The organism is Aeromonas intestinalis (genome assembly GCF_054052485.1).
In genome coordinates, this window is the sequence record NZ_JBSTYK010000005.1 from 43,544 (window position 1) to 64,427 (window position 20,884).

A 20,884-nucleotide genomic window follows, 5' to 3' on the forward strand; every position below is an offset into this window, starting at 1 on the left:
ATGAATGATGACGGCGGGCTGACGCCCGCCGTTGTTCAAAGATTTCAAAGAGGATTTTTCATGGGCATGCCCTTTACTCGCTGGATTGCCATCATCTTGGCGGGGCTGCTGCTGCAGGCCTGCGGTTTTCAGATGCGCAGCACCGCCATCCCCCCCGAGCTGATGACCATGAAGGTGGTCGGTGACAACAAGAGCGACTTCTATCGTCTGGTGACCACTCGTCTCAAGGCGGCCGGAGTCGAACTGGCTGACAAGGAGGGCATTCCGGTGCTGACCCTGGCAGGCGTGAGCAGCAGCAGTCAGGTCGCCTCCGTCGACGCCATCGGTCAGGATCGGGAATATCTGCTAGGTTACAGCACCCAGTTCACCGTGACCGTGCCGGGCAAGCCAACCCAGGTCTTCCCCATCACCTTCAACCGCAGCTTCCTGAACAAGCCGGATGCCGCACTCGCCTCTTCTCGCGAGCAGGAGCAGCTCGGCAAGGAGATGCAGGAACAGGCCGCAAATCTGGTGATCCGCCAGCTAAGCCAGGTCAAGTTCTGATGCGAGCATCCTGATGAGAGTCTATCCGGAGCAGTTTGCAGACCATCTCAAAGCAGGGCTAAAGCCCTGCTATCTCGTTTTTGGTGACGAGCCACTGCTCAAGCTGGAAGCCGTTGACGCCATTCGTCAGGTGGCCGTCAAGCAGGGCTTCGATGAACGCCACAGCTTCGTGGTCGAGGCCGGTCTGGACTGGAATCAGGTCTACGACGCCTGCCAGGCCATGAGCCTCTTCTCGGCCCGCCAGATCATCGAGCTTGAGCTGCCTGCCAAGGTCGACAAGGATCTCGCCGCCCGCATCACCGAGATCGGCAAGCAGTTGCACCCCGATCTCCTGCTGGTGCTCTCGGGCAACCGCCTCAACCAGACCCAGATGAAAGCCGCCTGGTTTGACAAGCTGAGCCAGCTCGGCACCTATGTACCGGTCAATCACCCCGAGCCCCGCTTCTTTCCGCGCTGGATGAGCGCCCGCTTCCAGCGCTTCGGCCTCAAGGCCCTGCCGGATGCGATCAACTTCATGTGCCACGCCTACGAAGGCAACCTGCTGGCCGCGAGCCAGGAGATCGAGAAGCTGACTCTGCTCTCCCCGCCCCAACCCATCAGCGTCGCCTATCTGCAGGAGACCATCATCCGTCATGCCCACTTCACTCCTTTCCAGCTCATCGACTGCCTGCTGGAGGGCAAGGTGAACCGGGCCCAGCGCATCCTGCTGGCCCTGCGGGCCGAGGGCACCGAACCCGGCATGCTGGCCTGGACCCTGTGCCGCGAGCTGGAACAGCTGACCGAGCTGGCGCTGGCCGCGCGGGCGGGTCAGCCCCTGGTGGAGCACTTCTCCCGCCTGCGCATCTGGCAGAGTCGCCAGCAGCTCATTCAACAGGCCCTGACCCGGTTGCCCTTCGCCAAGATACAGCAGCTGTGGCAACTGATGGCCCGGCTCGACGACGCTCAGCGCCGTTTCGACACCGAACAGGCCTGGCTGATGCTGCAAACCCTGGCACTGGGTTTTCGCGATGGCGCACCGCTCCCGATGCTGGAGCCGCAATCGTGCTGACCCCCCCCATCGGCCTGTTGGGAGGCACCTTCGATCCCATCCATATCGGTCATCTGCGCCCGGCCATCGAGGCCCGCGAGGCACTGGATCTGGCCGAAGTGCGCCTGCTGCCGAATCATATTCCGCCCCACAGGGCCAGCCCTCTCTGCTCGAGCGAACAGCGTCTCGCCATGGTCAGGCTGGCGGCGGCAGAGACGCCGGGATTCGTGGTGGATGAGCGGGAGCTTGGACGAGACAAGCCCTCTTACACCATCGACACCCTCATCGCGCTGCGAAAGGAACTGCCTGACACCCCGCTCTGCTTCCTGATGGGCATGGATTCCCTGCTTGGCCTGCCGAGCTGGCATCGCTGGCAGGAGCTGCTCGCTTACGCCCATCTGGTGGTCAGCGTCCGTCCGGGCTGGCAACCGGATTACCCGGCCGAAATAGAGGATCTGCTCCGCCGCCGCCAAAGCCGGGACAAACAGGATTTCCATCGCCATCGCCATGGCCGAGTCTGGCTTTGCGACAATCTGCCCATCGAGCTTTCAGCCACCCGGCTGCGGACCTTGCTGGCAGAAGGGCGGGATCCCAGGTATCTGCTGCCGGCCTCGGTTGCGAGCCATATCGCCAAGCACGGGCTCTATCAGCCGACACCCTGAGGCGCAGCGAGAGCCTGGGCGACTATTGCCCACGCAGGTTGCGCACTATAGTGATCAACAGGGCCCGCCTCCCTTGAGGCAGCCCAAGATGCCATCCCCTTTGCCGGACTGGGAAACGGGAATGACCATGATATAATCCGCCGCCCTGCAGTTACGCAGCGCGCCGGACAGAGTAGGAGAAGACATTGCAAGGCCAAGAATTACTCGCCTTTATCGTCGACAAGATCGATGACATGAAGGGTCGCGACATCATCACCCTGGATGTGCGCGGCAAGTCCAGCATCACGGACACCATGATCATCTGCTCCGGCAACTCCAATCGCCACGTCACCGCCATCGCCCACAACCTGGCAAGCGAAGCACGCCACGCCGGGCTGGATCTGCTCAGTGTGGAAGGAGAGCTCACCGGTGAGTGGGTACTGGTGGACATGGGATCCGTCATCGTGCACGTGATGCAGGATGAATTTCGCGATTTCTACCAACTGGAAAAGCTCTGGGGCGGCGCCCAAGTACAGGTGCAATAAGGGTGCAAGTGTAAAGAACGATGAAGATCCAGTTGATTGCGGTGGGCACCAAGATGCCTGCCTGGGTAGAGCATGGCTTCGAAGAGTATCGCCGCCGTTTCCCCAAAGACATGCCGTTTGAACTCGTCGAGATCGGAGCGGGCAAACGGGGCAAGAATGCCGACATTCCCCGCATCCTGCAAAAGGAAGGGGAAGCCATGCTGGCCGCCGCAGGCCGCTCCCGCATCGTGACCCTGGACATTCCCGGCAAGCCCTGGACCACGGAACAACTGGCCGTGCAACTGGAGGCCTGGAAACTGGATGGTCGCGATGTGGCCTTGCTGGTAGGAGGCCCCGAGGGGCTCTCGCCCGAATGCAAGGCCGCTGCCGAGCAGAGCTGGTCCCTGTCGCCGCTCACCCTGCCCCACCCGCTGGTGCGGGTGCTGGTGGCCGAGAGTCTCTATCGCGCCTGGAGCATCACCACCAACCATCCGTATCACAGGGAATGAAGCATGCACAGCTGGCGCATCACCCTACCATGTCATCCATATCACAGAGAGTGAAGCATGTTTCCCCTGCGCCGCCTCTCCCGTCTTATTCATGGCACCAGACTCCGGTCTGGTGCCATCGCTCATAAGGTAGCGGCATGCTGAAGATGAAGAATCGCATCGAGATGCGCGATCACAGCGCCGAAGGACGGCTGTTCTTCCGGCGCACCCTGGTCGCCTACATCGGCATGGTGGTACTCATGCTGGTGCTGCTCGGCAACCTCTATTACCTGCAAGTAGAGTCTTACGATACCTATCAGACCCGTTCCAACGACAACCGGATCCGGGTCGTGCCCGTGGCGCCACCACGAGGCCTCATCTATGACGCCAACGGCGTGCTGCTGGCGGAGAACCGTCCCGTCTACAGCCTGGAAATAGTGCCGGAAGAGACCGACGATCTGGAGAAGACCGCGGACGCCCTCATCGAGCTGCTGAAGCTGCCGGAAGGGACCAAGGAGAAGTTCCTGGCCGAGGTCAAGCGCCAGCGCCGCTTCAAGCCCGTGCCCCTGTTCGAGAAGCTGACCGAGTATCAGGTCGCTCTCTTCTCGGTCAATCAGCACAACTATCCGGGGGCCAGCATCGAGGCCTACCTCAAGCGTTACTATCCGTTCGGGGATACCCTCACCCACGCCCTCGGTTATGTGGCCAAGATCAACACCCGCGACGTGGAGCGCCTCGAGAAGGAGGACAAGCTCGCCAACTATGCCGCCACCAAGGACATCGGCAAGCAGGGGGTGGAGAAATTCTATGAGGATCAGCTGCACGGCGTGGCGGGTTATCAGGAGGTCGAGGTCAACAACCGCGGCCGGGTGGTGCGCACCCTCAAGTTCCAGCCTCCCGAGCCCGGCAAGGACATCTACCTCAACATCGATATCCGCCTGCAGTTGAAGGCCCAGGAGCTCTTGGCCGGTCGCCGTGGCGCCATCGTCATGATGGAGCCGAACACCGGCGCCATTCTGGCCATGGAGTCGAGCCCGAGCTATGACCCCAACCTGTTCGTGACCGGTATCTCCAGCACCAACTACTCGGCGCTGCTCAATGACCCCGCTCGTCCGCTGGTGAACCGTACCACCCAGGGGATCTACGCCCCCGCCTCCACCGTCAAACCCATGATGGCTGTGATGGGGCTCAACGAGGGGGCCATCACCCCGAACTACCGCTACTTCGGCGGACCCAGTTTCTCCATCCCGGGCACCACCAAGAAGTTCCGGGACTGGCGGCGCTGGGGTCACGGCTGGCTCGATGTCTATCGCGCCATCGAGGTGTCAGCGGACACTTACTTCTACGATCTCGCCTACCGGGTCGGCATCGACAAGATCAACAGCTACATGACCAAGTTCGGCTTCGGTCAATACAGCGGTGTCGATCTCTACGAAGAGACCAAGGGGGTCATGCCGTCCCGTGACTGGAAGATGGCACGCTGGCGTCAACCCTGGTATCAGGGGGACACCATCTCCATCGGCATCGGTCAGGGCTACTGGAGCTCGACCCCGATCCAGCTGGCCAAGGCGATCAGCATATTGACCCAGAACGGCCACGACGTGACACCGCACCTGCTCAAGAGCACCGCCTCGGCAGAGGGCGTGGTCAATGCCCCCATCAATCCGAACATCGCGATCAAGGCCAAGAGCGACACCTACTGGCAAGTGGCCAAGGACGGTATGTGGCGCGTCATCAACGGCCACGAGGGGACGGGTCGGCGCGCCTTTGCCAACACCCCCTATGTGGCGGCGGGCAAGTCAGGCACCGCCCAGGTCGTGGGGCTGAAAGAGAATCAGGTCTACAACGCGGCCACCACCAAGGTGGAGCACCGTGACAACGCCCTGTTCGTCGCCTTCGCCCCCTTCGATGCTCCCAAGGCCGTGGTCGCCCTGGTGCTGGAGAACGCCGGTGGCGGCAGCGCCATGGGGGCGCCGGTCGCCCGCCACATGCTGGACGCCTACCTGCTGCCGCCCGAGCCCCAGTTGCCACCGGCTCCCCAGCCGTCAGCCCCTGGCGCGGCCCCCAGCGGAGCAACCCCCAGTGAGTAAGACAATGCAGGGACAACGCCTTGACCCCCAGTGGCAGATCAGCCTGCCACTGGCTCTTCTCACCCCCTCATTGATGCAGAACGAGGTCTCCTCCCATGAGTAACTCCGCCCGCCAGCAGAGCATCTGGTACCGGCTGCATATCGACCTGCCGCTGCTGCTCGGCCTGCTGGCCCTGATGACCCTCTCCATGGTGGTGCTCTACTCCGCCTCGGGTCAGGATTTTGATTCCATCGTGCGCCAGCTGGTGCGCGGTGGCCTGGCGTTCGCCCTGATGATAGGCCTGGCCCAGTTGCCGCCGTCCCTCTATGCGCGCTGGTCCGTGCCGCTGTTCGTCGTGGTGGTGGTGCTGCTCATCGCGGTGGACGTATTCGGCCACATCGGCAAGGGGGCGCAGCGCTGGCTCGATCTCGGCTTCATGAAGTTCCAGCCCTCCGAGGTGATGAAGCTCTCCATGCCCATCATGGTGGCCGCCTGGCTCAGTCGTCACTCCCTGCCGCCCAAATTCAGCCACGTGTTGATCGCTCTGGTGATGGTGTTGCTGCCCACCCTGCTCATCGCGGCCCAGCCCGATCTCGGCACCTCCATCCTGGTGGCCGCTTCCGGCTTCTTCGTCATCTTCCTGGCGGGGATCAGCTGGTGGCTCATCGGACTGGCGGCCGTGCTCATCGCCGCCTTCATGCCGGTACTCTGGTTCTTCCTGATGCACGACTACCAGCGCCAGCGGGTGCTGATGCTGCTGGATCCGGAGAAAGACCCCCTCGGCCGCGGCTATCACATCATCCAGTCCAAGATTGCCATCGGCTCCGGTGGCGTATTCGGCAAGGGCTGGCTGCAGGGGACCCAGTCCCAGCTGGAATTTCTGCCTGAGCGTCACACCGACTTTATCTTCGCGGTATTCAGCGAGGAGTTCGGCCTGGTGGGGGTTGCCCTGCTGCTGGTGATCTATCTCTACATCATCAGCCGTTGCCTGTTCATCTCCATGCAGGCCCAGAACAGCTTCGAACGCCTGCTCGGCGGCGCCCTGACCCTCACCTTCTTCGTCTATGTGTTCGTCAACATGGGCATGGTGAGCGGCATCCTGCCGGTGGTGGGGGTACCTCTGCCTCTGGTCAGCTACGGCGGCACCTCCATGGTGACCCTGATGGCGGGCTTCGGCATCCTGATGTCCATCCAGACCCACAGACGATTGCTCGCCTGATGAGGACCGGCTGGCTGGCGCTCTGCCTCTTTTCGCTCGCGGCAGGGGCGAACGTCTCTCCCGAGCGGCTGGCCGAGCTTGCCAGCCAGCAGCAGGTCCCCCTCGCGGCACTGCAGGATGCCATCGCCAAGGCCCAGCTGCGTCAGGAGATCCTCGATACCATAGCCCGCCCCTGGGAGGCCAAGCCCTGGCATCGCTACCGGCCGCTGTTCGTCACCCCCGAACGGATCCGGGACGGACTCGCGTTCTGGCAGCGCCACGCCGCCCTGCTGACCCAGGCGGAGCAGGCTTACAGGGTACCGGCATCGGTCATCGTCGCCATCATCGGCATCGAGACCTTCTATGGCCGCCAGATGGGTCGCCACTCGGTGCTCGACAGCCTCTATACCCTGGGTTTTCACTACCCGGAGCGCAGCGATTTCTTTGCCAAGGAGTTTGCCCAGCTGGTTTTGCTGGCACGGGAAGAGAAGTGGTCGCTCACCTCATTGAAGGGCTCCTACGCCGGGGCCATGGGCATGGGGCAGTTCATGCCCTCCAGCTATCGCCACTACGCCGTCGATTTTGACGGGGATGGCAAGCGGGATCTGTTTGCCAATCCGGCTGACGCCATCGGCAGCGTGGCCAACTACTTTGCCGAACATAAATGGCGCTGGGGAGAACCCGTGGTCGAACCCGCCTTGATCGGGCTGGCGCCTGTGAGTACTCTGCTGACACCCGGCCCCGAGTTCAGCCAGCAGTGGCAGGAGCTTGCCGCCGCCGGCATCGAACTCTCCGCACCACCGGCCCCGGACACGCCAGTCAAGCTGCTGGCATTGGAGCAGGTGGACGGGCCCGAATATTGGGTCGCGCGCCACAATTTTTATGTGATCACCCGCTATAACCGCAGCCCTCTCTATGCGATGGCGGTGCATCAACTCAGCCAAGCAATCCAGGACGCTTATGCATTACAGCCACAGACTTCTTCCCCTCAGCCTGACCTTGTTGCTGGCCGCCTGTAGCAGCCAGCCAGAGCCACAGCCCCTTCCCGAAGCGCCCGTCCAGCAGGAAAAGCCGCAAGTCATCGAGATCCCCCAGGCGACCGGCGCCATTCCACGGCCCGAGCCCCTGAGTGCCAGCGGCAACCGTGACTACTGGATCGGCAAACAGAAGTTCGAGGTGTGGCGCGACATCAAGCACTATCAGGAAGAGGGGACGGCCAGCTGGCTCTCCCAGGATCTGGACGGCCAGAAGACCGCCAACGGCGACGTGCTGGACAGCAAGCTGTTCAGCGCCGCCCACCGCAACCTGCCGCTGCCAAGCTATGTGCGGGTCACCAACCTCGGCAACGGGCTGGAGACGATCGTGCGCATCAACGATCGCGGCCCCTTCGGCAGCGATCGCCTCATCGACCTCTCCCACGCCGCCGCCAAGCAGCTGGACATGGTGGAAGGGGGAGAGGCCCGGGTACGGCTTGAGCTCATCAGCGACACCCCGGATCAGATGGTGGAGATGGTGCCCATGACGCCGATGCAGCCCATGCAACCGGCCGTGCAGGCCGACAATGCACTCCTGAATGAACCCACGTCTGCCGCACCGGCGCCCGCCCCCAAGGCCGTGCCTGCCGCCACCAGCAAGCCGGTCACCACGGCGACCACCGCAGCTGCCGCAACCCAGACCACCAGCGGTCAGGGCAAGATGATCCAGGTGCTGGCGAGCGGCTCCCAGCCCAGAGCCGAGGCCATGGGCAAGGTGATGACCCAGCGCTATGGGGTGCCCTATCAGGTGGTGGCCCATGACGCCATCTTCCGGGTCCTGCTGGGGCCGGTTGCCAGCGACCAGCAAGCCGCCCTGCTTGAGCAGATCCGCCAGGGTGGGCTGGAGCAAGCCTTTATCGTTCCCTGATGAGCGCGGCATCACGTCGTATCCCGGCGTGATGCCGCCCATCAGGCCATAAAATCCCGGCCAGATCGCATGTCGGGCTATGACCGACGAGCACATCTGGTATAGTGAAGCCCGCTTTTTTTAACATTGGGTCTACCCCATCCAGGCACCAGGAATTTCAAGATGTCCAAATTTGCCCGCTCCGTCATTCTGGCCTCCCTGTTAAGCGCCACCGCCCAGGCCAATCAGCCAGTGCCGACACCGGATTCAGCTCTGCCGTCTGCCCAGCCGGTCCCGACCCTGAACGCCGCCCCCATGGTCGTGCCTGCCGCGCCGGAAATCGCCGCCAAGGCTCACATCCTGATCGACTACTACTCCGGTCAGGTACTGGCCGAGCAGAACGCCGAAGAGCGTCTGCCGCCCGCCAGTCTGACCAAGATGATGACCTCCTACATCATTGGCCAGGAGCTGGCCAAGGGGAACATCAAGCGTACCGACATGGTGACCATCAGCCAGAACGCCTGGTCCAAGAACTACTCCGACTCCTCCAAGATGTTCATCGAGGTGGGCAAGCAGGTCTCCGTCGATGATCTCAACAAGGGCATCATTATCCAGTCCGGCAACGACGCCTGCGTCGCCATGGCCGAATACCTGGCAGGCAGCACCGACTCCTTCGCCAGCCTGATGAACAGCTGGGCCGCCAAGCTCGGCATGAACGACAGCCACTTCATGAACCCCCACGGCCTGGATGCCGAAGGGCACTACAGTACCGCTCACGACATGGCGCGCCTGGGTCAGGCCCTCATCCGCGATCTGCCGGAGGAGTACAAGATCTACGCCCAGAAGTCCTTCGTCTTCAATGGCATCACCCAGCACAACCGCAACCGTCTGCTGTGGGATCAATCCCTGCAGGTAGATGGCATCAAGACCGGTCACGTCAGCCAGGTCGGCTACAACCTGGTCTCCTCCGCCACCAACAATGAAGGCATGCGCCTGATCGCCGTGGTGCTGGGCGCCGGCAGCGAAGCCACCCGCGCCGCCGAGAGCAAGAAGCTGCTCACCTACGGTTTCCGCTTCTTCCAGAGCCTGACCCCGTACAAGGCCGGCACCGAGCTGGTGACCCAGAAGATCTGGATGGGTGACAAGTCCGAGGTGAAACTCGGTGTGGATCAGGACGTCTCCGTACTGGTGACCCGTGGTCAGGGCAACAACCTCAAGGCCGACTTCCAGCTCGAGAGCGAGCTGAAGGCACCGCTGGCCAAGGGTCAACGCGTCGGTACCGTCTTCCTCAAGCAGGGTGACAAGGAGATCAAGCAGGTTCCCCTGGTCGCCCTGGAAGAGGTACAGGAAGGTGGCCTGATGAGTCGCCTGTGGGATTACCTGGTGTTGCTGGTTTCCAGCTGGTTCAAGTGATCCACGCACAATATTGACCAAACAGCGGCGCCAACAGGCGCCGCTGCTGCCTTTGGCCTGTCCAACCAGTCAATAACCCTGCAAACTGCAGGTTCCGCCGACAAGGGATTTGTGGTAAAAAGCAGCACTTCCACGACTTGTCACCTCCCCCGGGCCTTGATCCCGGCGTGGGCCGTGCCCATATTGACAGGAACTGGCGGTCCCAAGGGGCCATGCAAGATCAAAGATAACGTCGCCTCGTGGACGACGAAAAAGGTGAGCAAATGAATACCAAGTTTGATGAACTGCTGGAGTTCCCCTGCAAGTTCCCGTTCAAGGTGCTCGGCGTGGCCGACCCTGCCCTGCCAGACATGGTGGTCGAAGTGCTGCAGCAGCACGCTCCCGGCACCTACAGCCCGACCGTTCAACCCAGCTCCAAGGGCAACTATCACTCGGTCCGGGTGACCGTTACCGCCCAGAGCAAGGAACACATCGAGACCATGTACGCCGCCCTTGGCAAGATTGAGCTGGTTCGCTACGTCCTGTAAATCGCCTCTCTCGCCCCGCCCAGGGGCGAGTGATTATTGCGTGTCCGGTTTTCCGGTTAAAGCGCCCGTCAGTGAGGAAAGATGTCACTTCAAACGCCTGCTCAGCCAGCGCTGCTCGTCAGACAGCTTGGCCGCCGCCCCTACCAGCCGGTGTGGGATGCCATGAAGGCTTTCACCGACAGTCGCACCCCCGATACCCCGGACGAGTTCTGGGTGGTGGAGCACGATCCCGTCTACACCCAGGGGCAGGCCGGCAAGGCCGAGCATCTGCTCGCCCCAGGTGACATTCCCGTGGTGCAGAGCGATCGCGGGGGTCAGGTGACCTATCACGGCCCGGGCCAGCTGGTGCTCTACGTGCTGGTGGACGTGCGTCGCAGCAAGCTGACGGTACGCGAGCTGGTCACCTGCCTCGAGACCGCCATCATCAATACCCTGGCCAAGAGCGATATTTCGGCCTATGCCAAACCGGATGCGCCGGGTGTCTATGTGAAGAATGCACAGGGGATGGAAGCCAAGCTGGCCTCCCTGGGGCTGCGTATTCGCAAGGGCTGCTCCTTCCACGGGCTGGCACTGAACGTTGACATGGACATGACCCCCTTCCTGCGCATCAACCCGTGCGGCTATGCGGGCATGAGCATGACCCAGACCAGTGCCCTCGGCGGCCCGAAGAGCGTGGCCGAGGCACAATCCCTGCTGGTGGTGGAGCTGGCCAGGCTGATCGGCTACCAGACGATCACCAATACCGAAGCGGCGGCATGAACAGACCCATGCTGCGCGGTCATGAGGGCCTGGGCCCGATGACCATCAATCAGACAATAACAAACACCGAGAGTGAATCATGAGCAAACCCGTTCGTATGGAGCCGGGCGTCAAGCTGCGCGATGGCGACAAGATGGCCCTGATCCCGGTGAAATTCATGCCGGATCCCGACGAAGAAGTGCTGCGCAAGCCGGACTGGATGCGGATCAAGCTGCCGCCGTCCAGCCAGAAAATCGAGCACATCAAGAGCACCCTGCGCAAGAACAAGCTGCACTCGGTGTGTGAAGAGGCCTCCTGCCCCAACCTGGCGGAGTGCTTCAACCACGGCACCGCCACCTTCATGATCATGGGCGCCATCTGTACCCGTCGCTGTCCCTTCTGCGACGTGGCCCACGGCCGCCCGCTGGCGCTGGATCCCGATGAGCCGAAGAAGCTGGCCATGACCATCAAGGAGATGGGCCTCAAGTACGTGGTGATCACCTCGGTGGACCGCGATGACTTGCGTGACGGCGGTGCCCAGCACTTCGCCGACTGCATCAAGCAGATCCGCGAGCACAGCCCCCAGACCCGCATCGAGATCCTGACCCCGGACTTCCGTGGCCGGATGGAGCAGGCGCTGGAGGTATTCCGCGAGACCCCGCCGGACGTGTTCAACCACAACCTGGAAACCGCCCCGCGCATGTACCGGGTCGCCCGTCCGGGCGCCGACTACAAGTGGTCCCTCGAGCTGCTGCGCCGGATCAAGGAGATGCACCCCCATGTACCGACCAAGTCCGGCGTCATGATGGGTCTGGGTGAGACCAACGAGGAGATCGTGCAGGTACTGACCGACCTGCGCGAGCACGGCGTCAACATGCTGACCCTGGGCCAGTATCTGCAGCCGAGCCGTCACCACCTGCCGGTCAAGCGCTACGTGCCGCCCGCAGAGTTCGACGAGCTCAAAGAGGTCGCCATGGGGCTGGGCTTCTCCCACGCCGCCTGCGGCCCCTTCGTGCGCTCCTCCTACCACGCGGATCTGCAAGCCAAGGGCGAAGAGGTCAAATAACCTCTCACGCCAGGGGAGCATTCCCCATGATAAAAAAGAGCGCCTTATGGCGCTCTTTTTTATTGAGGACTCCGGACTTGGCACCCCCGCCCCCTTGGCGGGTGCTGGGTTCCGGGGTTAAGGTAGCGACTCCTTTTCTTTGAGCGAGGCACAGGATGCCCATCCCTATCGTTCATCTGATCCCCATGAGTGAGGCGGATTTCCCCGCCTATCGCGACTACTTCATCGACGACTACGCCAAGGATCTCGCCAGTAATCACAGGTTGTCCCTCGCAGAAGCCCATCAGCAGGCCGGGGACGCTTTGCAACAGTACCTGCCGCAAGGCGTCGCCACGCCGGGCGAGAGCCTGCTCTGCATCATTCCAGTGAGTGACAGTGTCGAGAGCGCTATCGCACCGACAGCGACCATCGCCGGCTATCTCTGGCACCGCATCGACGCCGCCGCCCATACCACCTTTATCTATGACTTCTACATACTGCCAACTCATCGCAAACTGGGGTATGGCAAGGCTGCCATAGCGGCACTGGAGGCCGAGTTGAAGAGTCTTGGCGTCAGCCAGATCAAGCTGAGGGTCGCTTATGACAACCCCAGAGCCAGGGCGCTCTACCAGGAGATTGGCTTTCACATCACGGGTTACAACATGGCCAAGACACTGGGTTGATGGCACCGCCATCCACTCTCTTTCGTCATGTCATGGTGAGCCGACGCTCACAGCGAGACCCAGTCAAAGACGTGAAGCCCAGCGACATCAGCCCCGCCACGGATAGACAGGTCAGCCCGGCCTTGCCATTTCCCATAACAAAACGGCCACCCAGGGGTGGCCGTTTTGCGAGAAGTGGGTTGAAGTGACGACTAGCTGCCGGCGGCTTCCAGATGCTCCACCAGCAGTTGCACGCTGCGATTGCCCCGCCACTCGTTCACATCGAGGCGATAGACCAGCCGCACCCGCTTCACCGACGCATCGGGCCAGCGTTTGAGATCGACCCCGAAGGCGATGGCATCCACCGCGTGGCCGGAGTCCGTGGTCAGCATCATCTTGAGGTGCTTCTCCCCCACCAGCCGCTGCTGCACCAGCACGAACTCACCGTCGAACAGCGGCTCCGGGAAGGCCTGCCCCCAGGGGCCGGAGGCACGGATGAGCTCCGCCAGCTCCAGGCTCAATTCATCGGAGAGCAGCTCGCCATCGGTGAGCAGCACCCCGGTCAGCAGCTCCGGGGTCACCAGCTCGCCGATGATGGCCTCGAAGGCGCGGCCAAAGGCCTCGACATTGGCCTTGGGCAGGGTCAGCCCCGCCGCCATGGCGTGGCCGCCGAACTTGCCCATGAGGCCGGGATGGCGAGTATCGAGCAGCTCCAGTGCGTCGCGCAGGTGCACACCCGGGATGGAGCGCCCCGAGCCCTTGAGCTCGGTGTCGCTGCTCTCGGCGAAGGCGATCACGGGTCTGTAGTACTTCTCCTTGATCTTGGACGCCACCAGCCCCACCACCCCCTGATGCCATTCGTCCCGGTGCAGCACTATGCCGTTTGGCACCTCGCCATCCCGGAAACGGATCTGCTCCAGGGTGGCGAGAGCCTCCTGCTGCATGCCCTGTTCTATCTCCTTGCGCTCCTGGTTGAGGCTGTCCATCTCGGCGGCAAGCTGGCGCGCCAGATTGATGTCATCGCACAGCAAACAGGCGACCCCGAGGGACATGTCATCAAGGCGGCCCACCGCGTTGAGGCGCGGCCCGAGCGCAAATCCGAGATCGGCGGCGCACAGGCGCCGGCCATCCCGGCCCGACACGTCCACCAGCGCCTGGATGCCGGGGCGACAGCGACCGGCCCGGATCCGCTGCAGACCCTGATGCACCAGGATGCGGTTGTTGCCATCGAGCGCCACCACGTCGGCGACCGTGCCAAGGGCCACCAGATCCAGGTAGTCCGCCACATTGGGAGGGCGAATGCCCAGACGCTCGTACCAGCCGCTCTGCCGCAGGTGGGTGTTGAGGGCCGCCATCAGGTAGAAGGCAACGCCGACCCCGGCCAGGGATTTCGAGGGGAAGTCGCAGCCACGCTGGTTGGGGTTCACGATGGCGTCGGCATCCGGCAGATCCTGACCCGGCAGGTGATGATCGGTGACCAGAACCTGCATACCGGCAGCCTTGGCCGCCGCGACCCCGGCGATGCTGGAGATACCGTTGTCCACCGTAACAAGAAACTCTGCCCGGCGGGCTATTGCCAGTTCAACTATCTCTGGAGTGAGGCCATAGCCGAATTCAAAGCGGTTGGGGACCAGAAAGTCGACATGTTCCGCGCCCATGGCCCGCAGCGCCAATACGCAGAGAGCCGAGCTGGTGGCGCCGTCACAGTCGAAATCGCCGACGATCAGGATCCGCTTTTGGGCCGTCAGCGCCGCCGCCAGCAGGGGCACCGCCTGCGCCATGCCAAACAGGCGCTGGGGAGGCAGCAGGTGGCTGGCACTACGCTCCAGCAGAGCGGGATCCACGACCCCGCGACTCGCGAAGATCTGGCGCAACAACGGATGCAGGTTGGCGGGAAGGTGGGAGTCATCCACCCGGGGACGACGACGAATTTGCAGGGGCATCGATAACATCCAGTAGCGTGAGCAGTGGTTCAGGGCAGCATGAGGGGAAGACCTCCCCGAGCCTACCTTGAGGCCGAGCCCTGGCTCGGGCCGACACATAGGAGAGAGAGGATCGCATCATCGGCCGCCACAGTGCAACCCGACAGGGGCCAACAATCTCCTCTGCGGTGACCCATTCCCCCGACAGGCGAACTGTGTGCAAAGGGTTAATCAGCAATGGGTTAATAATGCCGGATGTTAAAAATTCCTATTCAGGAAGGTTGCCAATTGGACCGAGGCCCCGCAAGCTTATCGGGACGACAGGAAACACGATGGTCATCCCTCTGTTTTCCTGATGCTTTATTATTCAAATCGAGGGGCGGTAGCGGCCGCCCACATCCCATTTTTGGAGGGGAACATGAGTCTGATTCAAGAGTTCAAGGCCTTTGCGGCCAGAGGCAACGTCATCGATATGGCGGTCGGTATCATCATTGGTGCCGCCTTCGGCAAGATAGTTTCCTCCTTCGTGGGAGACGTCATCATGCCCCCCATCGGCCTCATCCTGGGCGGGGTGGATTTCAGTGATCTCGCCGTGACCCTGAAAGCCGCCGAAGGGGATGTGCCCGCCGTGGTGATCGCCTACGGCAAGTTCATCCAGACCATCATCGACTTCCTGATCATCTCCTTCGCCATCTTCATGGGGCTCAAGGCCATCAATACCCTGAAGAAGAAGCAGGAAGAGGCCGCGGCCCCCGCTGGTCCCACCAAGGATCAGGAGCTGCTGACCGAGATCCGGGATCTGCTCAAATCCCAGCAGGGCAAATAAGCCCGCCTCCTGTCGTGCATTGAAAAAACCGCCTGATGGCGGTTTTTTTGTGGGCATAATCCTGGCGCTCAGGCCCTGGGATGGTGCTCACCGTGCAGCGCCTTGAGCCGCTCATTGGCCACATGGGTGTAGATCTGGGTGGTGGAGAGATCCGCGTGCCCCAGCAGCATCTGCACCACCCGCAGGTCGGCGCCGTGATTGAGCAGGTGAGTGGCGAAGGCGTGACGCAGGGTATGGGGGGAGAGCTCACCCCGGATCCCGGCGCGCTGGGCATAGATCTTGATGCGGTGCCAGAAGGTCTGGCGGGTCATCATCCTCGCCTGCTTGGAGGGGAAAACCACATCCGAGCTGGTGCCGCCGAGCAGCAGGGTGCGCCCCTCCCTGAAGTAGCGCTCTAACCAGTGAATGGCCTCCTCCCCCATGGGCACCAGGCGCTCCTTGTTGCCCTTGCCGACGACCCGCACCAGCCCCTGACGCAGGCTGACATGCTCGGCGGTGAGCCCCACCAGCTCGGAGACCCGCAGGCCAGTGGCGTAGAGCAGCTCCAACATGGCCCTGTCCCGCAGCTCCAGCGGGTCATCCACCAGAGGCGCGGTGAGCAGCGCCTCCACCTCCGCCTCGCTCAAGTCAGCGGGCAGCTTCTTGGGGAGTTTTGGCCCCTCCAGCAACACGGTGGGATCGTCGGTTCTCAGTTTCTCCCGATTGAGGTACTGATAAAAACGGCGCAGGGCCGACAAGAAACGGGCCGTAGAGCTCGGGGCAAACTGCTGGTCCACCCGCCAGGCGAGGTAGTGCTGAATATCGTCGATGTTCGCCAGCATCAGGGAGCTGCCCGCCTTGTCGAGCCAGAGCGCAAACTTCTCCAGATCGGTGCGATAGGAGCTGACCGTGTTGTCCGACAGTCCGCGCTCCAGCCAGAGGGCGTCGAGGAAGGGCTCTATCAGGGGATGATCGTGCTGGGCGGGGGCTGGCTTGGTCATGGGGCTACCGTCTTTGGCAAACGAGGGGCCATTGTAGCGCGACCCGCCGCCCTAGGCACAGGTCGTGACAGACGCCTCTTGCCCGATGAAGGGCGGCCTGCAATCTGCTAGACTGGCGCTCTTCCCCCGGGCCACCCTCAGGGTCCCGGCACCGGCAGCCCCACCGGCGGCCTACAGCGTTCAAGAGAAGTACGATGAAGATAGGTTTGTTTTACGGCTCCACCACCTGCTACACCGAGATGGCTGCCGAGAAGATCCGAGCCCTCATCGGCCCGGAGCTGGTCGATCTCCATAACATCAAGGATGTGCCGCTGGCCCGCATGCAGGAGTACGACATCCTGATCCTCGGTATCTCCACCTGGGATTTCGGCGAGCTGCAGGAAGACTGGGAATCCCGCTGGGAAGACATCCAGGACCTCGAACTGGAGGGGCGCATCATCGCCCTGTTCGGCATGGGGGATCAGCTCGGCTATGGGGAGTGGTATCAGGATGCCCTCGGCATGCTGCACGACCAACTGTTGCCCAAAGGGGTCAAGCTGGTGGGCTACTGGCCCAATGAAGGCTACGAGTTCGATGCCTCCAAGGCGCTGATCGACGATGGCCGCCACTTCGTCGGCCTGGCCCTCGACGATGCCAACCAGTACGACCAGACGGATTCCCGCATCGAGCTGTGGGTCGACCAGATCCTGGGCGAGATCCACGAGCTGCTGTAATCCAGGGCAGCGCCCGGCAGTGAGCGTCACCTCGTCCCCTGCCTGACCCCAGAATTCCCCCGTTCCGAGCGGCCAGCTGGCGGCTCGGACGTATATGGCACACCTGTTTTTTCAATCGGGCTCATCGCCTGCCGAGTAGCGACAATTTCATGCTGGTCTGCAACAATGCAGGCGACGCTCCATAACAATCCCAACCAGAGCGTCGGAAGCAAACAGGAAACAGACCAGAAAAGGATATTCTATGACGCCATTCTCCCTGTTGGCCCCCGCCATCGCCCGCGACGTGCTCGATCACGCCCTGGCGCTGGGTGCCGACTTCGCCGAGCTGTTCGTGGAGCGCAAGCGCCGCAGCCAGCTCAGCCTGCTCTCCAGCCAGATCGAGGCCATCAGCGGTGGTCTCGATTTCGGTATCGGGGTGCGCCTGTGTTACGGCCACAAGGTGCTCTATGGTTACACCAACCTGGCCGATCGCAACGAGCTGCTGCGCATCGTCAGCCTCCTGGCGGCCAAGGACAGGCGGGATCCCGTGGTGACTGCCACCGCCTTTGATTTCATCCGTCTGAATGATCGCAATCCAGTTTCCCTGCCGTTGTCGGCCGACAAGCAGCTGGAGCAGAAGATCGCCTACCTCCATGCCATGGATGCCGCCGCCCGCGCCGAGAGCGCCAAGGTGAGCCAGTTTTCCGGCAGCGCCCTTGGCTGGGAGCAGGAGGTGGAGATCTTCAACAGCGAAGGCTTGCAGGTGAGCGATCGTCGCCACTACAACCGCATCACCGCCCAGACCATCGCCCTGGATGGCGGCGAGCAGAGCGTTGGCTATGAAGCCCCTGGCGCCATGATGGGCTGGGAGCATGCCGCCCTCATCGATCCCCGGGAGCTGGCCCTCTCCTCCACCCGCCAGGCGCTGGTGAAACTTGGCGCGGCGCCCTGTCCGAGCGGCAACCTGCCGGTCATTCTGGAGAGCGGCTTTGGCGGCGTCATCTTCCATGAAGCATGCGGTCACCTGCTGGAGACCACCTCGGTGGCCAAGAAGGCCTCTGTGTTCCACGACAAGATGGGCCAGCTCATCGCCAACCCCGTGGTCAACGCGGTGGATGAAGGGCTGCAGGGCAACGCCTGGGGCTCTATCAACGTCGATGACGAGGGGATGGCGGTTCAGCATACCCAGCTCATCAAGGACGGCGTGCTCACCGGTTTTCTGGTGGACAGAATGGGGGCGCTCAAGACCGGCTATGCCCGTACCGGCTCAGGTCGGCGCGAGTCCTACCGCTTCGCGCCGGCGTCGCGCATGCGCAACACCTACATCGAGGCGGGCCACCACAGCCTGGATGAGATGCTGGCGAGCGTGGAGCACGGCATCTATGCCAGACGCATGGGAGGCGGTTCGGTGCAACCGGGCACCGGCGAGTTCAACTTCAACGTGCAGGAGGCCTACCTCATCGAGAAGGGCAAGGTCACCCGTCCCCTCAAGTCGGCGACCCTGATCGGCACGGGCCCGCAAGTTCTGCAGGAGATCTCCATGGTGGGCCGGGATCTGGCTATCTCGGCCGGCATGTGCGGTTCCGTCTCGGGCTCCATCCCCGCCTCCGTCGGCCAGCCGCCGCTCAAGGTCGACAACATTCTGGTGGGAGGTAACGCCTGATGAGCACCATCGACATGACACCATTGCTCCACCGCCTGCTGGACAAGGTCGCAGACCTTGGCGCCGAGGCGGACATCATCGCCAATCAGGACAAGGCCTTCTCCCTCAAGGCGGACAAGGCTGAGCTCAGCGAATACAAGGTCACCAGCAGCCAGCAACTCGGCATTCGTCTCATCAAGGATGGTCGGGTCGGCCTCGCCTACTCCGAATCTCTGGATGAGTCGGCACTGGACGCCATGGTGCAGGATGCCCTCGATGCCTGCCGTTTCGCCAAGGTGGATCCGGATCAGCGCATCTCGGTGCAGGGAAGCCGTCTTAGCACGGATTGTCCCGAGATTTATCAACCAGACAACACCCCGGTGGAAGAGAAGATTGCCCTGGCCCTGCGCCTCGAGTCAGACATCCTGGCCCTGCCGGATGTGACCGGAGCCCCCTACAACAGCGTCTATGAAGGGGAGAGCCAGCTCTGGCTCGCCAACAGCCTGGGCACCCTCTGCCAGCACAAGGAGTTCAGCATCGGCTGCTACAGCTCGGCCCTGATCGAGCGCGATGGCCGCCACTCGATGCACTATCAGGGGCAGCAGGCCCGCCGCTTCGATGAGCTGAACCCGGGTGCCCTCGTCACCCAGATCCATGCCATGGCCGCTGACCTTCTGCCCGGTGAAGCCGTGCCAAGCGGTCGCTACAGCGCGATCTTCACGCTCGACTGCCTGGCCAGCCTGTTTGGCTGCTTCCAGGCGGCGCTCTCGGGCAAGTGGGCCCAGCAGGGGATCAACCCCTGGCGTGGCAAGCTCGGCCAGAGCGTGGCCTCCCGCTGGCTCACCCTGGAGAGCCGGGTCCATATGCCGGAAGGCATGCGGATCAAGGGCTTCGACGGAGAAGGCACGCCGACCCAGGACGTGCTGCTCATCGGTGAGGGGGAACTCAAGACCCTGCTGCACAACAGCGCCAGCGCCCACCACTTCGGCGTGGCCAGCAATGGCGCGGCGGCCCGCAGTGCTCGCGGCGCACTGGATGTGGCCCCTCGCCATCTGGTATTCGGTCTCGGCCCCCACACGCAGGCCGAGGTCAAGGCAGGTGAATACCTGGAACTGGTCAAGCTGGATGGTCTGCACTCCGGCGCCGATGCGGTGAGCGGCGACTTCTCGTTCGGAGCTTCAGGCTTCCTGTGCCGGGATGGTGAGCGGGTACAGCCAGTGCGGGGCATCACGGTGGCGGGCAACTTCTACCGCCTGCTGGGCGAGCTGGAGGCGGTCGGCGATGTGCTCCATCACGATGATGGCAAGGGCTTCTATGCTCCCCTGATCCGCTTCGGCGGCCTCAGCATCGCAGGCAAATGACCCGGGAAGAGGGGCTGCTGCGCGTCGCTATCGGCCCGCCTGGGCGACCTTCTCATCCCCTCCTCGATATGAATACGGCGCCATCAGGCGCCGCTTTTCATGAACGGTTTTCTGCCCACGCCACGCCGCCCGGCCCCCTTGCGTATTGCACTTTCGGCATCATGAGCCCTCTCCCTTTATTTCCTTTTCTCAGGCGACTGACGCCAGGTGCCCCTCGGCATCGACAACCCGAAAGCCATCAAGAAAAATTGTGCTCTTGTCATCCCCCATGGTGGTCGATAACGACCTTGATGACACTGCAATGTGCAGCGTCCTGCAAACAGGCAAGAGATCGGGAGATCACCATGAAAGCCACCACCATGACCCTCACCCTTGTCGCATTAGGGGGCTTGCCAACACTGTCGGCCTCGGCGGCCAACGGTGGTCAGCTGACGATCAGAGGCGCCATCGTGGCAGCAAGCTGCGACGCCAGTCAGCAAAGAGAGAGCATGCAAGTCACCTGCGACTCGGGCACACAGTCGGTCAACCTGGCACAGCTGGCGCAGGAGCCCTCCCGCGACCTGACCCGGGTGCAACTCGTCCACCAATGGATTGACCCACAACACACCAGAGCCATCATCACCCTCGACCACAACTAAGCGATCGCCAGCCATGGCTGAAAACAACAACGGCGACCCTGGGGTCGCCGTTGTTGTTCTAACTGC

The 20,884-nt window shown here is 62.6% G+C and carries 21 protein-coding genes; 19 read left to right on the forward strand and 2 right to left on the reverse strand.

All coding sequences use genetic code 11. The features are described from left to right. Positions 1 to 60: 60 nt before the first annotated feature. The 14 genes from ACW5W7_RS07725 to ACW5W7_RS07790 all read left to right on the forward strand — a co-directional run bounded on the left by ACW5W7_RS07725 (position 61) and on the right by ACW5W7_RS07790 (position 12,778). Positions 61 to 543, forward strand: a complete 483-nt coding sequence (locus tag ACW5W7_RS07725) for an LPS-assembly lipoprotein LptE (RefSeq protein ID WP_456501339.1) — start codon at positions 61 to 63, stop codon at positions 541 to 543. 13 nt (positions 544 to 556) lie between these two features. Next, positions 557 to 1,591 (forward strand): DNA polymerase III subunit delta, encoded by a 1,035-nt coding sequence (holA, locus tag ACW5W7_RS07730; protein WP_434663638.1) that lies wholly within the window; start codon positions 557 to 559, stop codon positions 1,589 to 1,591. Further along, entirely contained in the window at positions 1,585 to 2,232 is a 648-nt protein-coding gene (nadD, locus tag ACW5W7_RS07735) for a nicotinate-nucleotide adenylyltransferase (protein WP_456501340.1), read from the forward strand. The genes holA and nadD overlap by 7 nt, the downstream gene beginning before the upstream one ends. 185 nt (positions 2,233 to 2,417) lie before the next feature. After that, positions 2,418 to 2,756, forward strand: coding sequence for a ribosome silencing factor (gene rsfS / locus ACW5W7_RS07740; protein ID WP_349919125.1), 339 nt, complete (start codon positions 2,418 to 2,420; stop codon positions 2,754 to 2,756). Between the two features lie 20 nt (positions 2,757 to 2,776). Continuing rightward, complete coding sequence (rlmH, locus tag ACW5W7_RS07745; RefSeq protein WP_005298242.1) at positions 2,777 to 3,244, forward strand: 23S rRNA (pseudouridine(1915)-N(3))-methyltransferase RlmH; 468 nt, start codon at positions 2,777 to 2,779, stop codon at positions 3,242 to 3,244. A 146-nt stretch (positions 3,245 to 3,390) separates the two neighbouring features. Then, on the forward strand, positions 3,391 to 5,313 hold the full coding sequence (gene mrdA / locus ACW5W7_RS07750) for a penicillin-binding protein 2 (protein WP_349922519.1): 1,923 nt from the start codon (positions 3,391 to 3,393) through the stop codon (positions 5,311 to 5,313). Positions 5,314 to 5,408: 95 nt separating this feature from the next. Continuing rightward, positions 5,409 to 6,512 (forward strand): rod shape-determining protein RodA, encoded by a 1,104-nt coding sequence (rodA, locus tag ACW5W7_RS07755; RefSeq protein ID WP_349919128.1) that lies wholly within the window; start codon positions 5,409 to 5,411, stop codon positions 6,510 to 6,512. Continuing rightward, positions 6,512 to 7,510, forward strand: coding sequence for a lytic murein transglycosylase B (gene mltB / locus ACW5W7_RS07760; RefSeq protein WP_456501341.1), 999 nt, complete (start codon positions 6,512 to 6,514; stop codon positions 7,508 to 7,510). Before rodA ends, mltB begins: the two co-directional genes overlap by 1 nt. Next, positions 7,452 to 8,393, forward strand: a complete 942-nt coding sequence (locus ACW5W7_RS07765) for a septal ring lytic transglycosylase RlpA family protein (RefSeq protein ID WP_456501342.1) — start codon at positions 7,452 to 7,454, stop codon at positions 8,391 to 8,393. Before mltB ends, ACW5W7_RS07765 begins: the two co-directional genes overlap by 59 nt. A 162-nt stretch (positions 8,394 to 8,555) precedes the next feature. Next, complete coding sequence (locus ACW5W7_RS07770) at positions 8,556 to 9,785, forward strand: serine hydrolase (RefSeq protein ID WP_456501343.1); 1,230 nt, start codon at positions 8,556 to 8,558, stop codon at positions 9,783 to 9,785. Between the two features lie 263 nt (positions 9,786 to 10,048). Next, the gene (gene ybeD, locus ACW5W7_RS07775) at positions 10,049 to 10,312 is read left to right on the forward strand and encodes a DUF493 family protein YbeD (protein WP_349919136.1); all 264 of its coding nucleotides are present in this window, start codon (positions 10,049 to 10,051) and stop codon (positions 10,310 to 10,312) included. An 81-nt stretch (positions 10,313 to 10,393) separates the two neighbouring features. After that, complete coding sequence (lipB, locus tag ACW5W7_RS07780) at positions 10,394 to 11,071, forward strand: lipoyl(octanoyl) transferase LipB (protein WP_349919138.1); 678 nt, start codon at positions 10,394 to 10,396, stop codon at positions 11,069 to 11,071. Between the two features lie 79 nt (positions 11,072 to 11,150). Further along, positions 11,151 to 12,116, forward strand: a complete 966-nt coding sequence (gene lipA, locus ACW5W7_RS07785; RefSeq protein WP_456501344.1) for a lipoyl synthase — start codon at positions 11,151 to 11,153, stop codon at positions 12,114 to 12,116. A gap of 155 nt (positions 12,117 to 12,271) precedes the next feature. Then, the gene (locus ACW5W7_RS07790) at positions 12,272 to 12,778 is read left to right on the forward strand and encodes a GNAT family N-acetyltransferase (protein WP_456501345.1); all 507 of its coding nucleotides are present in this window, start codon (positions 12,272 to 12,274) and stop codon (positions 12,776 to 12,778) included. Between the two features lie 191 nt (positions 12,779 to 12,969). On the opposite strand, the gene recJ is transcribed toward ACW5W7_RS07790, so the two are convergent. Then, positions 12,970 to 14,700 carry a single-stranded-DNA-specific exonuclease RecJ gene (recJ, locus tag ACW5W7_RS07795; protein ID WP_456501346.1) on the reverse strand — a complete coding sequence of 577 codons (1,731 nt, stop codon included), beginning with the start codon at positions 14,698 to 14,700 and terminating at the stop codon, positions 12,970 to 12,972. Positions 14,701 to 15,097: 397 nt separating this feature from the next. On the opposite strand from recJ, the gene mscL reads away from it, so the two are divergent. Beyond that, positions 15,098 to 15,505, forward strand: a complete 408-nt coding sequence (gene mscL / locus ACW5W7_RS07800) for a large-conductance mechanosensitive channel protein MscL (RefSeq protein ID WP_349919145.1) — start codon at positions 15,098 to 15,100, stop codon at positions 15,503 to 15,505. Positions 15,506 to 15,573: 68 nt separating this feature from the next. On the opposite strand, the gene xerD is transcribed toward mscL, so the two are convergent. Further along, a complete protein-coding gene (gene xerD / locus ACW5W7_RS07805) occupies positions 15,574 to 16,485 on the reverse strand; it encodes a site-specific tyrosine recombinase XerD (protein ID WP_456501347.1) in 912 nt (303 codons plus the stop codon). Positions 16,486 to 16,679: 194 nt separating this feature from the next. Here xerD and fldB point away from each other — a divergent pair, with 194 nt between their 5' ends. The 4 genes from fldB (at position 16,680) to ACW5W7_RS07825 (ending at position 20,818) form a co-directional block, all read left to right on the forward strand. Continuing rightward, positions 16,680 to 17,198 (forward strand): flavodoxin FldB, encoded by a 519-nt coding sequence (gene fldB, locus ACW5W7_RS07810; RefSeq protein WP_456501348.1) that lies wholly within the window; start codon positions 16,680 to 16,682, stop codon positions 17,196 to 17,198. A 241-nt stretch (positions 17,199 to 17,439) separates the two neighbouring features. Further along, positions 17,440 to 18,840 carry a TldD/PmbA family protein gene (locus ACW5W7_RS07815; protein WP_456501349.1) on the forward strand — a complete coding sequence of 467 codons (1,401 nt, stop codon included), beginning with the start codon at positions 17,440 to 17,442 and terminating at the stop codon, positions 18,838 to 18,840. After that, positions 18,840 to 20,180, forward strand: coding sequence for a TldD/PmbA family protein (locus tag ACW5W7_RS07820; protein ID WP_456501350.1), 1,341 nt, complete (start codon positions 18,840 to 18,842; stop codon positions 20,178 to 20,180). Before ACW5W7_RS07815 ends, ACW5W7_RS07820 begins: the two co-directional genes overlap by 1 nt. A gap of 344 nt (positions 20,181 to 20,524) precedes the next feature. Further along, on the forward strand, positions 20,525 to 20,818 hold the full coding sequence (locus tag ACW5W7_RS07825) for a hypothetical protein (RefSeq protein ID WP_456501351.1): 294 nt from the start codon (positions 20,525 to 20,527) through the stop codon (positions 20,816 to 20,818). Positions 20,819 to 20,884: the final 66 nt, after the last annotated feature.